Below are 13,218 nucleotides of genomic sequence, written 5' to 3' on the forward strand. Positions count from 1 at the left end.
GCCCGGTAGCGTTGATAGACCGGGACTGGGAGGAGCGGCATCATGAGCCCCATCGAGAATTCGGATTCGGCGGCCTGGAGGGAACTCGAGGCGGTACGTGCCGAGGCGGCTGCACTCCGCAGGCAACTTGCTGATTCGCCGGACCGCGCAAGGGAATTGGAAGCCCGCGTCGATTCGCTGACGATTCGCAACACCAAGCTGATGGACACCTTGAAAGAGGCTCGTCAGCAGTTGGTGGCGCTGCGTGAGGAGGTCGATCGGCTCGGACAGCCACCGAGCGGTTACGGCGTGCTCATCTCGGTCTACGACGATCAGACCGTCGACGTGTTCACCTCCGGCCGCAAGATGCGCCTCACCGTCTCGCCCAACATCGACACCGCCACGCTGGCCTACGGGCAGTCCGTGCGGCTGAACGAGGCGCTCACGGTGGTCGAGGCCGGTCTCTTCGACTCCATCGGCGAGCTGGGCACCCTGCGCGAGATCCTCGACGACGGCCGCCGCGCCCTGGTGGTCGGCCACGCCGACGAGGAGCGGGTGGTCTGGCTGTCCGGTCCGCTCACCAAGCTGGTCGACACCGACGACGAGGAAGACCCCGACCGCCCGATCCGGCGGCTGCGCCCCGGCGACTCGCTGCTGGTCGACACCAAGGCCGGTTTCGCCTTCGAGCGCGTCCCCAAGGCCGAGGTCGAGGACCTGGTTCTCGAAGAGGTGCCCGACGTCGGCTACGAGGACATCGGTGGCCTGGGCCGGCAGATCGAGCAGATCCGCGACGCGGTCGAGCTGCCGTTCCTGCACAAGGATCTGTTCCGCGAGTACGCGCTGCGTCCGCCCAAGGGTGTGCTGCTCTACGGCCCGCCCGGTTGCGGTAAGACCCTGATCGCCAAGGCGGTGGCCAACTCGCTGGCCAAGAAGATCGCCGAGGCGCGCGGTGAGGACGCGAAGGAGGCCAAGTCCTACTTCCTCAACATCAAGGGTCCCGAGCTGCTGAACAAGTTCGTGGGCGAGACCGAGCGCCACATCCGGATCATCTTCCAGCGGGCGCGGGAGAAGGCCTCCGAGGGCACCCCGGTGATCGTGTTCTTCGACGAGATGGACTCGATCTTCCGGACCCGTGGCTCGGGTGTCTCCTCCGATGTGGAGACCACGGTCGTGCCCCAGCTGCTCAGTGAGATCGACGGTGTCGAGGGCCTGGAGAACGTCATCGTCATCGGCGCCTCCAACCGTGAGGACATGATCGACCCCGCCATCCTGCGGCCGGGCCGACTGGACGTGAAGATCAAGATCGAGCGGCCCGACGCCGAGGCGGCCCAGGACATCTTCTCCAAGTACCTGGTCGGCGACCTGCCGCTGCATGCCGACGATCTGGCCGAGTTCGGCGGCGACCGGATCAAGTGCGTCGAGACCATGATCGAGCGGGTCGTCGAGCGGATGTACGACGAGAGCGAGGACAACCGCTTCCTGGAGGTCACCTACGCCAACGGTGACAAGGAGGTCCTGTACTTCAAGGACTTCAACTCCGGCGCCATGATCCAGAACATCGTGGACCGGGCCAAGAAGTACGCCATCAAGGCGGTCCTCGACACCGGCAACCCGGGGCTGCGGATCCAGCACCTCTACGACTCGATCGTGGACGAGTTCTCCGAGAACGAGGACCTGCCCAACACCACCAACCCGGACGACTGGGCGCGCATCTCGGGTAAGAAGGGCGAGCGCATCGTCTACATCCGCACCCTGGTCACCGGCAAGAACGCCAGTGCCAGCCGTGCGATCGACACCGAGTCGAACACGGGTCAGTACCTGTAGCTCGTCGGATCCCGCCGGGGCCGTGCTCTTCGGAGCGCGGCCCCGTTGTCGTGCGGCACCGTACAGTGGTCCGTTTTCTGCGAATCACGTACGCAGACAATTTGAATCGGTCATTATTCAGATTGTCCGTCCGCCCGAGGGCGTTCCGGATCGCGAGCTCGATGCCGGGCGCCGGTGTGGCGTCGGCGTTCGTCTCGCGCCGCCACCAATTCCACACCCGCTCACCCCGTGGTTCGCTGCTCGAGGCAGCTGTCCGGATTCTGCGAATCCGGCACGAATCCGGTGTGAATCGGGCATGCTTCACTCGCCGTTTCATTTCGATGGCGACAAAGGAGAGAAAGACTATGGACACCGGTTCCGCTTCCACGCTGCTTGCGAACATCCTCGTTGGCGCGCTCAACCAGGTGATCGCAACCGAGAGCGCTCAAATCACCGCCGGCAGCAGCTCCCTGAGCGGCCACCACTGAGTGCCTCGATGCGCGGCTGAGTGATCACGCCGCGTAGCGCCTGTGCCCACCGGGAGCGCGGACCCGGTGGGCGCATGGTTCGAAGCCTTTCTCATCCTTGAAGGAGTTTCATCATGGGTTCAGCCACCACCGTGGGGACCGACGTCCTGACCCAGGCCATCCTGCAGGTCATCGCCACCGAGAGTGGCCAGCTGGGCAGTTCGGCGCTCAGCGCCATGTACCACATCTGAGCTGTCGGGATGTGAGTTCGACGAGCTCATCGGGCACGGTGTGCCGGGTGGGCTCGTCGCCTCGGCTGCCAGGTCGGCGCTCGATTTTCGCCGAACCGGTGCCAAACTGGTTTGAATACGCCATGCTTCACTTGTTTCGACCCCCGATCGACCCTGCTAGGAGACATCATGTCCACTGCCTCCCTCGTCCCCTCGGTGCTGGGCGCGGCCCTGACCGCCGGTGTCGTCGCCGGTGCGGAGCAGCTGCTCGCCTCGTTCTGCGCGAGCGCCAGCGGCCAGCCGCAGCCGAAGCCGGCCAGCTTCTCGGGCTGATCGCCGATCGGCCGGCGTCGGCACCGGCAGCCGTCCGAGCCCATGGGGACCCCTCCCGATGGGCTCGCGCCGTGTCCGGGGCCGGAGCGCCCGGAACGCCGGTTACCGACGGTGCCATGCTGGCAGGGTGACGATCGACCTCAACAGTGATCTCGGCGAAGGATTCGGCGCCTGGCGGATGGGCGACGACGCCGCACTGCTGGACCTGGTGACCAGCGCCAATATCGCCTGCGGATTCCACGGCGGCGATCCGGGCATCATGCGGCGCACGTGCGAAGCGGCGGTAGCGCGCGGGGTCCGGATCGGCGCGCACGTGTCCTACCGCGATCTGGCCGGGTTCGGCCGCCGGGCGATGAGTGTGCCGCCCGCCGAACTCGCCGACGAATGCCTGTACCAGATCGGCGCGCTCGCGGCCTTCGCCCGCGCCGCCGGCGACCGAGTCCGGTATGTGAAACCGCACGGCGCGCTGTACCACGCCGCGGCGGGCGATCGCGCGCTCGCGGACGCCGTCGTCGCGGCCACCGTCGCGGCCGGCGTCCCCGCGGTGCTCGGCCCGCCCGGCTCGCAGCTGCTCGCGGCCGCGGCCGCCGCCGGCCTGGAGCACTACGGCGAGGGGTTCGCCGATCGCGCCTACACTCCCGCGGGTGGTCTCGTCGCCCGCGAACTCCCGGGCAGCGTCCTGCCGCTGGAAGCGGCCCTGGCCCAAGCGGTCTCGATCGCGACCGCCGGCACCGCGACCGATGTGGACGGTGCGCCGGTGCCGGTCGCGGCCCGCAGCCTCTGTGTGCACGGCGATTCGCCCGGTGCGGTGGACATGGCCCGCGCGATCCGGGATGCCTTGATCGGCAACGGGATCGAGCTGCGGCCCTTCTCCTGACCGGAAGCGGCCGAGCGCCGGCCGCGGCCGTGGGATGCTGGTGTGGTGACATCCGGGGTGACGCACGGGAGCCTCGCGGACGCCGTCGACGGCCGCTCCGCCCGGTTGCGTGTGCTCCCGGCGGGCGACCGCGCGCTGCTGCTGGAACCCGACGATCCCGCGACGCTGCCCGGGCTGGTGGACGCGCTGCGCACCCACGCTCCCGAGGGAGTGCGGGACATCCTGCCCGCCGCCCGGACCGTCCTGGTCACCGTCGCCCCGGGCGCGCTGGCCAGGGTCGCCGACCGGTTGCGATCGCTCACCCCGGCCGCCGATTCGGCCGGCGCCCGATCCGGTGAGCTGGTGGTCCCGGTGCGGTACGACGGCGCCGATCTGGCGGAAGTGGCCGCGCTGCTGCGGATTTCGCCGGCGGAGGTGATCGAACGGCATACCGGTGCGCAATGGCGGTGTGCCTTCGTCGGTTTCGCGCCCGGGTTCGGTTACCTGGAGGCGCCCGACGCCGGGCTGGCCGTCCCGCGCCGCAGCCAGGCGCGCACCCGGGTCCCCGCCGGTGCCGTCGCGCTCGCCGCCGGCTACAGCGCGGTGTATCCGCGCAGTTCGCCGGGCGGCTGGCAGGTGATCGGCAGCACCGATCTGGTCTTCTGGGACGTCGACCGGCCGCAGCCCGCGCTGGTGCGGCCGGGGACCAGGGTGCGCTTTGTCGAGGAGAGCGCGCGATGACCGAGTTGCGGGTGGTGCGGTCCGGAACCCTGTGCACCGTCCAGGATCTGGGCCGTCCGGGCTGGTTCCATGCCGGGGTCGGAGTCTCGGGTGCGGCGGACCGCCGCTCGCTCACGCTCGCGAATCGCCTGGTGGGCAACGACGAATCCGCCGCGGTACTCGAATGTCTGCTCGGCGGAATGGAAGTGGAGACCGCCGCCGACGCGGTGCTGGCGGTGACGGGCGCGCCGGTGCCGCTCACCGTCGACGGCCGGGCCGAGCCCACGGATTCGGTGCTGTTCCTGCGTGCCGGGCAGCGGATGCGGATCGGCGTGGCTTCCGCCGGGTTGCGCTGCTATGTCGCCGTGCGCGGTGGAGTCGACGTGCCGCCCGTGCTCGGCTCCCGCAGCCGCGACACGCTCGCCGGGCTGGGGCCCGAGCCGCTGCGGGCCGGTGCGGTGGTCCCGATCGGCCGGCCGGGCCGGGGCTGGCCGAACGTCGACGTGGCGCCGGTGCCGCCGGTCACGTCCGGCCCGGTCACCGCCCGGGTAATTCTGGGCCCGCGGGACGACTGGTTCCGTCGGCCGCGTGACCTGTTCGCCGGTTCCTGGCGGGTGTCCACCGACACCGATCGGGTCGGCGCGCGCCTGGATCGGGTGTCCGGGCCGGCGCTGACGCGGCTGGACGCCGGTGAGTTGCCCACCGAGGGAATGGCATTGGGCGCGATCCAGGTTCCGCCGTCCGGGCAGCCGGTGGTCTTCCTGGCCGACCATCCGATCACCGGCGGGTATCCCGTGATCGGGACGGTCGTGGCCGACGATGTGGATCTGCTGGCGCAGGCGAGGCCCGGGCAGCGGATCGTGTTCCGCCCGGCGCCTGCCTGGGGCTGACCGACCCGTTCAAGTAGTGGGATCATGGGATGATTTCCGGGTTGCTCGGCGGCTGCTGCGCCTAGGATGAAATGCGCACGTTCCACACAAGTGGGATGTCGTTTCGCGAAGGGAAGTCAGATGTTCCAGGGTTCATTCGACATGGGCGCCGCAGGCTCGAGCACGCTGTCCACCGCGGTCGGCCTGGTCAGCGGCCTGCTGATCCTGCTGCAGAGCGTGAGCTCCGGGGCGTAAGCGCGAGCGGGCGCGGGTGTGCGGCCGATGCCGGGGGTCGGCCGCACACCACCGGCCGGCCGGCCGATCCGGCGCGGATAGGCTGGCGCCATGAGTGAGCAGATGGAGATCTGGCACAACCCGAAGTGCTCGAAGAGCCGGGCCGCCAAGGCGGCTCTGGACGAGGCCGGAATCGCCTACGTCGAACGCCGCTACCTCGACGACGCGCCGACCGTCGCCGAACTGACCGAGATCCTCGGCCGCCTCGGGCTCGAGCCCTGGGACATCACCCGCACCGGCGAAGCCGAGGCCAAGGAACTGGGCCTGGCCGGCTGGACCCGCACCGACGCCGACCGCGCGCGCTGGATCGACGCACTGGCCAACCACCCCAAGCTGATTCAGCGTCCGATCGTGATCACCGGGGACGGGAACGCGGTCGTGGCCCGCAACGAAGAAACCCTGCGTTCGCTGACGTAAGTCCGGGGCGCGGCTCGGCCACCGGTGCGCCTCGATCCCGGGCGTGCTCCGGGATCCGGTGTGTTCCACGAGGTCCGGTCGGCAGCCGCCCGTACCCTCCGGCATCGGGTCAGCCGTAGACTCGGGCCGGTTGCGGAATCTGCTGCAGGGAAACGACATTCACCGTGGGCGTCATCTGGTTGTCCGGGCGGGCGCTGCCCGGGACGACCCGGCCGCGGACCTGCACCCAGGTGTCGTCGGAGAGCTCGGGGACATTGCCGCCCAAGTGGATTCGCATCGTCTGGGCGTCGGCCACACAGCAGGTGATGACCAGCCGGGCCAGATCGAGGCCGTCGTGTGAGCCGTCCAGGCGCGCGGTCCCGTCCTCGGCGGTGTGCACGATGAACCCGATGACGGTGATGTCGCGGGTGTCCAGGGAACCGCTCGAGTCGTAGGCCGCGCGATCGATCAGGTCGTATAGGCGGATGGTCGGCGCGGCGCCGGACGGCAGCGGCGGGAAGGCGAATTTTCCGTCGTCACCGGCCGGTTTGGCGATGTCGGCTTGGGCCGCGGCGCCGGTCTGCACCGACCGGGCGCCCAGGGCCGGCGGGACGACGATCAGCAGTGCGGCGATCGGTGCCAGCAGCAGCCAGTGCGGGCGCTCGGTGTGGTGTCCGGAACCGGCGTCGCGGCCGCGAATGTCGCGGCCGATCGCCGACAGCGCGAGCAGCACCAGTAGGACCCCGCTCACCACCAGGTAGGGGTGCAGTCCGGGCTTGACATAGCGCAGGTAGGTGCCGTCCAGCGCGATCTTGCAGATCGCACCGCCGATCAGCAGCAGCACGAAGTTCTGTGCCACCCGGTTCATCGGGCCTCCCGTGGTCTCATCGCGCACCCACCAGCAGATATCCCGCGGTGGTGCCGCAGATCGTGGCCACCACGAAGGTAGCGGGTGCGAAGCGGATCGCGAAGCGCCGGCCGAAGGTGCCGGCCTGCATGGCGAACAGCTTCACATCCACCGCCGGCCCGACCACCAGGAACACCAATCGCGCGAGCAGTGGCAGGCTCGACATGCTCGACGCCACGAACGCGTCCGCCTCCGAGCACAGCGCGAGCACCACCGCCAGCAACGCCATCACCAGAATCGACACCCAGAGTCGGTGCGACAGGCCCTGATACCACGTCGCCGGAACCAGCACGCGCAGCGCGGCGGCCGCGGCGGCACCGACGGTCAGAAAAGCGGCGGCCTGCAGGAAGTCGTGCCGGGCGGCCTCGGTGAAGGTCTCGAACCGCGACCGGCCCGCCGACCGGTGCTCGTGCCCGCGCGGCCGTGGCGTGAACCATTGCGGGCGGCCGAATCTCGACCACAGCAGCCCCATGACGAACGCCGTGGCCAGCGACCCCGCGAACCGCGCGGCCACCATGCCGGGCTCGCCCGGGAACGCGACCGCGGTCGCGACCAGCACCACCGGATTCACCGCGGGTGCCGACAGCAGGAACGCGAAGGCCGCCGCCCCGGGCGCACCCTGATCGATCAGCCGCCGCGACACCGGTACCACTCCGCATTCGCAACCCGGCAGCGCGATCCCCGCCAGCCCGGCCACCCCGACGGCCGCGGATTCGTTGCGCGGCAGAATCTTTCGCAATACCTCCGGCGACACGAACGCGGCGATCGCGCCACTGATCGCGACCCCCAGGACCAGGAACGGCACCGCCTGCACGAAGACCCCGGTGAACACCGTGGTGGCGGTGGACAGGCGCGCGTTGCCGCCCACCCAGCGCGACAGCGGCCCGGCGAAGATCAGTCCGGCGGCCAGCAGCAGAGCCAGGACGTAGGTCGAGCTGCCCGCCGAGCGGGGAGCGCCGTGGTCCGCGTGCTCCGGGCCGGGGTGTTCGACCGGAACCGAGCACGGGGGTCCCGCCTGCTCTCGGCCGCGATCGGCGTGCTGGTGCACCGTGTGTGGCAGATCGTCCGGTTCGGTGACCGGCTCGGCCGGTGGACCGGTCTGCGGTTGCGCCATCGTCCCCTCCCGCGCTCGGCCGCCGGAACCGCGAGCGCATCCGGCCCGCCCTTCGAATCTAGCCGAGAGCGTCGGCCTCGCCTACGGTCGGCAGAACAGCCGCACAGCGGATTCGTGCTGCCGCCGCTGCGCGAACCCCGTGACACATCCAGGGCACAACCGAGGCGTGCGCCTGCGCGCGTGCAGCGCTCACCGATAGGCTCGACGGATGCAGCGCATCATCGGGATCGAGGTCGAATACGGCATTTCGACTCCCACCGAGCCGACCGCCAACCCCATTCTCACCTCCACGCAGGCCGTTCTGGCCTACGCGGCGGCCGAAGGGGTGCCGCGGGCCAAGCGCACCCGGTGGGACTACGAGGTGGAGTCCCCGCTGCGGGACGCTCGCGGATTCGATCTCGGCCGGCTCAACGGCCCCGCGCCCGTCATCGACGCCGACGAGGTCGGCGCGGCCAACATGATTCTGACCAACGGCGCGCGGCTCTACGTCGACCACGCGCACCCCGAATACTCCGCCCCCGAGGTCACCGACCCGATGGACGCGGTCATCTGGGACAAGGCCGGTGAGCGGGTGATGGAGGCCGCCGCCCGCTACGCGTCGAGCGTGCCGGGCGCGGCCCGCATGCAGCTGTACAAGAACAATGTCGACGGCAAGGGCGCCTCCTACGGCACCCACGAGAACTACCTGATGAGCCGCAGTACGCCGTTCACCCAGATCATCGTGGGCCTGACGCCGTTCTTCGCCTCGCGGCAGGTGATCTGTGGCTCGGGGCGGGTGGGAATCGGCCAGTCCGGTGACCATGCCGGCTTCCAGCTCTCCCAGCGCGCCGACTACATCGAGGTCGAGGTCGGCCTGGAGACCACCCTCAAGCGCGGCATCATCAACACCCGCGACGAACCGCACGCCGACGCCGACAAGTACCGCCGCCTGCACGTGATCATCGGCGACGCGAACCTGGCCGAATGGTCCACCTACCTGAAGGTGGGCACGACCGCCCTGGTCCTGGACCTGATCGAGGCCGGCGAGGACCTCTCGGACCTGCAGCTGGCCCGCCCGGTCACCGCCGTGCACGCGATCAGCCACGACCCGACGCTGCGAGCCACCGTGGCGCTGACCGACGGCCGGGAGCTGACCGGTCTGGCGCTGCAGCGGATCTACCTGGACCGGGTGGAGAAGTTCCACAGCCGGGAGGGCACCGACGACGCCCGCGTCACCGACATCCTGGAGAAGTGGGCGCACGTGCTGGATCTGCTCGAGCGGGACCCCATGGACTGCGCCGATCTGCTCGACTGGCCCGCCAAACTGCGCCTGGCCGAAGGGATCCGCCAGCGGGAGGGCCTGTCGTGGGCGGCGCCGAAGCTGCACATGGTGGACCTGCAGTACTCGGATGTGCGGCTGGACAAGGGCCTCTACAACCGCCTGGTGGCGCGCGGATCCATGCAGCGCCTGGTCACCGAGCAGCAGGTGCTGGACGCGATGACCAACCCGCCGACCGACACCCGCGCCTACTTCCGTGGCGAGTGCCTGCGCCGCTTCGGCGCCGATATCGCCGCCGCGAGCTGGGATTCGGTGATCTTCGATCTGGGCGGCGACTCGCTGGTGCGGATCCCCACGCTGGAACCGCGCCGCGGTACCAAGCATCACGTCGGCAAGCTGCTCGACGGCGTGAGCACGGCCGCGGAACTGGTGCGCCAGCTCACCCACTGATCGAAAACCGCAGTGTGGCCGGTCGCGGACCGGCCACATTGCGGTGTAATCCGGCATGTTGTCGGTGTGCGTGGGTAGTGTTGGTGACACGAGCATCGGAGGATTCCGGTGCTCGCCGATGATCAGCACAGTGTGATCAGTGAAGAGGAGGTCGGCTGCCATGGCACAAGAGCAGACCAAGCGCGCCGGTGGTGGAGACGAGGACGAGGGCCCGGCCACTGACGGCGCGGCAGGCCAGGAGCGTCGAGAAAAGCTCGCGGAGGAGACCGACGATCTGCTCGACGAGATCGACGACGTGCTCGAGGAGAACGCCGAGGACTTCGTGCGTGCGTACGTCCAGAAGGGCGGCCAGTGACAGCCGCTGACCCGTTGCGCCTCCACCTGGGTTACGCCCTGTCCTCCTTTTCCGAATACTTGCGCGAGAACGTACCGGAACTGTTGCCCGCCAACGGTTTCGGCCGCGCCGCCGGCCCGGTCGGCGACGCGGGGGACCTCGCTCCGCACGGTACGACCATCGTCGCGGTGACCTACCGCGGCGGCGTACTGATAGCCGGTGACCGGCGGGCCACGCAGGGCAACCTGCTGGCCAGCCGGGACATGGAGAAGGTCTACATCACCGACACATTCTCCGCGGCCGGCATCGCCGGTACCGCGGGCGTGGCGGTGGAGATGATCCGGCTGTTCGCGGTGGAGCTCGAGTACTACGAGAAGATCGAGGGTGTCTCGCTGACCTTCGACGGCAAGGCCAACAAGTTGTCGAAGATGGTGCGCGACAACCTGCCGGCCGCCATGCAGGGCCTGGCGGTGGTCCCGATCCTGGTCGGTTACGACCCGGCGGCCACCGACGCGAACCGGGCCGGGCGCATCGTGTCGTTCGACGTGGTGGGCAGCCGTTCGGAGGAACGCTTCGGGTACACCGCCGTCGGTTCGGGCTCGATGTTCGCCAAGTCGTCGTTGAAGAAGACCTATCAGCAGGGCATCGATCAGGACCGGGCGTTGCGGATCGCGGTGGAGTCGCTGTTCGACGCCGCCGACGACGACACCGCCACCGGTGGTCCCGACCTGTTGCGCGGTATCTACCCGACGGCGGTGGTCATTGACGCCGAGGGCGCGGTCGAAGTGGACGACGAGCGGCTCGCCGCCATCGCCCGCGAGATCGTGGCCGGCCGCAGCGAAGGGGGAGTCGAGCAGTGACACTGCCGTATTACGCGTCCGCCGAGCAGATCATGCGCGACAAGACCGAGCTCGCGCGCAAGGGCATCGCGCGCGGCCGGTCGGTCGTGGTGCTGGTGTACGACAAGGGCGTGCTGTTCGTCGCCGAGAACCCCTCGGCGACACTGCACAAGGTGAGCGAGTTGTACGACCGGGTCGGTTTCGCGGCCGTCGGGAAGTACAACGAGTTCGAGAGCCTGCGTCGCGGCGGAATCCTGCAGGCCGACCTGCGCGGCTACCAGTACGACCGGCGCGATGTCACCGGGCGGGCGCTGGCCAACATGTACGCCTCCACCCTGGGCACCATTTTCACCGACCAGCTCAAGCCCTACGAGGTGGAGATCTGCATCGGTGAGGTCGGGTACCCGGAGCAGGCCGAGCAGGCGGTGCTGTACCGCATCAATTTCGACGGATCCATCGTCGACGAGCGCGAATTCGTGGTGATGGGTGGCAACACCGATCCGATCGTCACCGCGCTCAAGGCGAGTTACCGGCCCGGTCTCACGCTCGACGAGGCCGTGCAGGTGGCGGTGGCGGCGCTCCGCAAGGCGGCGCCGGAATCGGACAAGCAGCGTGCGCTCGGTGTCGGTGCCCTCGAGGTGGCGACCCTGGCGCAGGCCCGGCCGCGGCGGGCTTTCCGCCGGGTGCAGGGCGAGTCGTTGCAGCGGCTGCTGGCCACCGACGACAAGTCGGGGGAGAAGTCGTCCGACGAAACGCCCTCCGCGGGAGATCCGTCGAACCCGTAGCTCTACCGCACGAACCGGAACCTCGAGACCCCTTACGCCGGAAGTCCTCCGGCGTAAGGGGTCTTGCCCGTTGCCGGTCCTTGCATCGAATGCAGAATTGCATCGGCTGCCGAATCGTTGCGAAGACGTATGCAATCGCTTGTCGGCACTTCCGGTTTCGCGGTGGCCGGAGCGGTAATGTCGTTGGTGTGCAGCGACGAATCATGGGGATCGAGACCGAATTCGGGGTGACGTGCACGTTCCACGGTCACCGTCGGTTGAGTCCTGACGAGGTGGCCCGGTATCTGTTCCGCCGCGTGGTTTCCTGGGGGCGGAGCTCGAACGTGTTCCTCCGCAACGGGGCCAGGCTCTATCTGGACGTCGGTTCCCATCCCGAGTACGCGACCGCCGAGTGTGACTCGCTGGTCCAACTGGTCACCCACGACCGGGCCGGGGAGCGAGTACTCGAGGAACTGCTGATCGACGCCGAACAGCGGCTCGCCGAAGAGGGGATCGGCGGTGACATCTACCTGTTCAAGAACAACACCGACTCCGCCGGGAACTCCTACGGCTGCCACGAGAACTTCCTCGTGGTCCGGGCCGGGGAATTCTCCCGGATCTCCGACGTGCTGCTGCCGTTCCTGGTCACCCGCCAGCTGATCTGCGGCGCCGGCAAGGTGCTGCAGACGCCCAAGGCGGCCACGTTCTGCCTCTCGCAGCGGGCCGAGCACATCTGGGAGGGCGTCTCCTCGGCGACCACCCGCTCGCGCCCGATCATCAACACCCGTGACGAACCGCACGCCGACGCGGAGAAGTACCGCCGGCTGCACGTGATCGTGGGCGACTCGAACATGGCCGAGACCTCGACCATGTTGAAGGTCGGCACGGCGTCGCTGGTGTTGGAGATGATCGAGGCCGGGGTCGCATTCCGCGACTTCGCGCTCGACAACCCGATCCGCGCCATCCGCGAGGTCAGCCACGACCTGACCGGTCGGCGTCCGGTGCGGCTGGCCGGTGGCCGGCAGGCCAGCGCGCTCGACATCCAGCGCGAATACCACGCTCGCGCCGTCGAGCACCTGCGCAACCGTGACCGCGACCCGCAGGTCGACGCCGTGGTGGAGCTGTGGGGCCGGGTGCTCGACGCGGTCGAGAGCCAGGACTTCGCCAAGGTCGACACCGAGGTGGACTGGGTGATCAAGCGCAAGCTGTTCCAGCGCTACCAGGACCGCTACAACATGGAGCTGTCCGACCCGAAGATCGCCCAGCTGGACCTGGCCTACCACGACATCAAGCGCGGCCGCGGTGTCTTCGACCTGCTGCAACGCAAGGGTCTGGTCAAGCGGGTCACCGAGGACGAGGCGATCGACGCCGCGGTCACCACCCCGCCGCAGACCACCCGAGCCAAGCTGCGCGGCGATTTCATCACCGCCGCCCAGGAGGCCGGGCGCGACTTCACCGTCGACTGGGTGCACCTCAAGCTCAACGACCAGGCGCAGCGCACGGTGCTGTGCAAGGACCCGTTCCGGGCCGTCGACGAGCGCGTGGAGCGGCTCATCGCCTCGATGTAGGCGCCGAAATCCGCTGAACCCGCCGCGCCCCGCCCGG

General features: G+C 69.1%; 14 protein-coding genes. 12 read left to right on the top strand and 2 right to left on the bottom strand.

Going from position 1 to position 13,218, the window contains the following annotated elements; translation table 11 throughout:
- The first annotated feature begins 42 nt into the window (after positions 1–42).
- The 7 genes from arc to EBN03_RS15075 all read left to right on the top strand — a co-directional run bounded on the left by arc (position 43) and on the right by EBN03_RS15075 (position 5,968).
- Positions 43–1,803, top strand: a complete 1,761-nt coding sequence (gene arc, locus EBN03_RS15055) for a proteasome ATPase (protein WP_122188643.1) — start codon at positions 43–45, stop codon at positions 1,801–1,803.
- A gap of 344 nt (positions 1,804–2,147) precedes the next feature.
- Positions 2,148–2,270 carry a hypothetical protein gene (locus EBN03_RS35545; RefSeq protein WP_267899291.1) on the top strand — a complete coding sequence of 41 codons (123 nt, stop codon included), beginning with the start codon at positions 2,148–2,150 and terminating at the stop codon, positions 2,268–2,270.
- 398 nt (positions 2,271–2,668) lie between these two features.
- Positions 2,669–2,812, top strand: coding sequence for a hypothetical protein (locus EBN03_RS34140; protein ID WP_158675626.1), 144 nt, complete (start codon positions 2,669–2,671; stop codon positions 2,810–2,812).
- Between the two features lie 127 nt (positions 2,813–2,939).
- Positions 2,940–3,689 carry a LamB/YcsF family protein gene (locus EBN03_RS15060; protein WP_122188644.1) on the top strand — a complete coding sequence of 250 codons (750 nt, stop codon included), beginning with the start codon at positions 2,940–2,942 and terminating at the stop codon, positions 3,687–3,689.
- 57 nt (positions 3,690–3,746) lie between these two features.
- Positions 3,747–4,409: a 5-oxoprolinase subunit B family protein gene (locus EBN03_RS15065; RefSeq protein WP_122188754.1), complete on the top strand. Its 663-nt coding sequence runs from the start codon at positions 3,747–3,749 to the stop codon at positions 4,407–4,409.
- The gene (locus EBN03_RS15070; protein ID WP_122188645.1) at positions 4,406–5,278 is read left to right on the top strand and encodes a 5-oxoprolinase subunit C family protein; all 873 of its coding nucleotides are present in this window, start codon (positions 4,406–4,408) and stop codon (positions 5,276–5,278) included. Before EBN03_RS15065 ends, EBN03_RS15070 begins: the two co-directional genes overlap by 4 nt.
- Before the next feature lie 324 nt (positions 5,279–5,602).
- Complete coding sequence (locus EBN03_RS15075; protein WP_233608397.1) at positions 5,603–5,968, top strand: arsenate reductase family protein; 366 nt, start codon at positions 5,603–5,605, stop codon at positions 5,966–5,968.
- Between the two features lie 109 nt (positions 5,969–6,077).
- On the opposite strand, the gene EBN03_RS15080 is transcribed toward EBN03_RS15075, so the two are convergent.
- Positions 6,078–6,815 (bottom strand): TIGR03943 family putative permease subunit, encoded by a 738-nt coding sequence (locus EBN03_RS15080; protein ID WP_122188646.1) that lies wholly within the window; start codon positions 6,813–6,815, stop codon positions 6,078–6,080.
- Positions 6,816–6,831: 16 nt separating this feature from the next.
- Positions 6,832–7,968: a permease gene (locus tag EBN03_RS15085; protein WP_233608398.1), complete on the bottom strand. Its 1,137-nt coding sequence runs from the start codon at positions 7,966–7,968 to the stop codon at positions 6,832–6,834.
- 208 nt (positions 7,969–8,176) lie between these two features.
- Between EBN03_RS15085 and dop the strand changes: the two genes are divergently transcribed.
- The 5 genes from dop to pafA all read left to right on the top strand — a co-directional run bounded on the left by dop (position 8,177) and on the right by pafA (position 13,181).
- Complete coding sequence (gene dop / locus EBN03_RS15090) at positions 8,177–9,676, top strand: depupylase/deamidase Dop (protein WP_122188647.1); 1,500 nt, start codon at positions 8,177–8,179, stop codon at positions 9,674–9,676.
- 160 nt (positions 9,677–9,836) lie between these two features.
- The gene (locus EBN03_RS15095) at positions 9,837–10,031 is read left to right on the top strand and encodes a ubiquitin-like protein Pup (RefSeq protein WP_122188757.1); all 195 of its coding nucleotides are present in this window, start codon (positions 9,837–9,839) and stop codon (positions 10,029–10,031) included.
- Positions 10,028–10,870, top strand: a complete 843-nt coding sequence (gene prcB / locus EBN03_RS15100; RefSeq protein WP_122188648.1) for a proteasome subunit beta — start codon at positions 10,028–10,030, stop codon at positions 10,868–10,870. Before EBN03_RS15095 ends, prcB begins: the two co-directional genes overlap by 4 nt.
- The gene (prcA, locus tag EBN03_RS15105; RefSeq protein WP_122188649.1) at positions 10,867–11,634 is read left to right on the top strand and encodes a proteasome subunit alpha; all 768 of its coding nucleotides are present in this window, start codon (positions 10,867–10,869) and stop codon (positions 11,632–11,634) included. The genes prcB and prcA overlap by 4 nt, the downstream gene beginning before the upstream one ends.
- 188 nt (positions 11,635–11,822) lie before the next feature.
- On the top strand, positions 11,823–13,181 hold the full coding sequence (pafA, locus tag EBN03_RS15110; protein ID WP_199742776.1) for a Pup--protein ligase: 1,359 nt from the start codon (positions 11,823–11,825) through the stop codon (positions 13,179–13,181).
- Positions 13,182–13,218 lie beyond the last annotated feature (37 nt).

The sequence above is a fragment of the Nocardia stercoris genome, assembly GCF_003696265.1.
Taxonomy (GTDB): Bacteria; Actinomycetota; Actinomycetes; order Mycobacteriales; family Mycobacteriaceae; genus Nocardia; species Nocardia stercoris.

Bases quoted from the DNA above. Each gene is read 5' to 3' on its own strand.
- EBN03_RS15075 (WP_233608397.1), top strand. From the start codon at position 5,603: ATGAGTGAGCAGATGGAGATCTGGCACAACCCGAAGTGCTCGAAGAGC.
- EBN03_RS34140 (WP_158675626.1), top strand. From the start codon at position 2,669: ATGTCCACTGCCTCCCTCGTCCCCTCGGTGCTGGGCGCGGCCCTGACC.
- EBN03_RS15095 (WP_122188757.1), top strand. From the start codon at position 9,837: ATGGCACAAGAGCAGACCAAGCGCGCCGGTGGTGGAGACGAGGACGAG.
- arc (WP_122188643.1), top strand. From the start codon at position 43: ATGAGCCCCATCGAGAATTCGGATTCGGCGGCCTGGAGGGAACTCGAG.
- EBN03_RS15085 (WP_233608398.1), bottom strand. From the start codon at position 7,968: ATGGCGCAACCGCAGACCGGTCCACCGGCCGAGCCGGTCACCGAACCG.
- dop (WP_122188647.1), top strand. From the start codon at position 8,177: ATGCAGCGCATCATCGGGATCGAGGTCGAATACGGCATTTCGACTCCC.
- EBN03_RS15080 (WP_122188646.1), bottom strand. From the start codon at position 6,815: ATGAACCGGGTGGCACAGAACTTCGTGCTGCTGCTGATCGGCGGTGCG.
- EBN03_RS15070 (WP_122188645.1), top strand. From the start codon at position 4,406: ATGACCGAGTTGCGGGTGGTGCGGTCCGGAACCCTGTGCACCGTCCAG.
- EBN03_RS35545 (WP_267899291.1), top strand. From the start codon at position 2,148: ATGGACACCGGTTCCGCTTCCACGCTGCTTGCGAACATCCTCGTTGGC.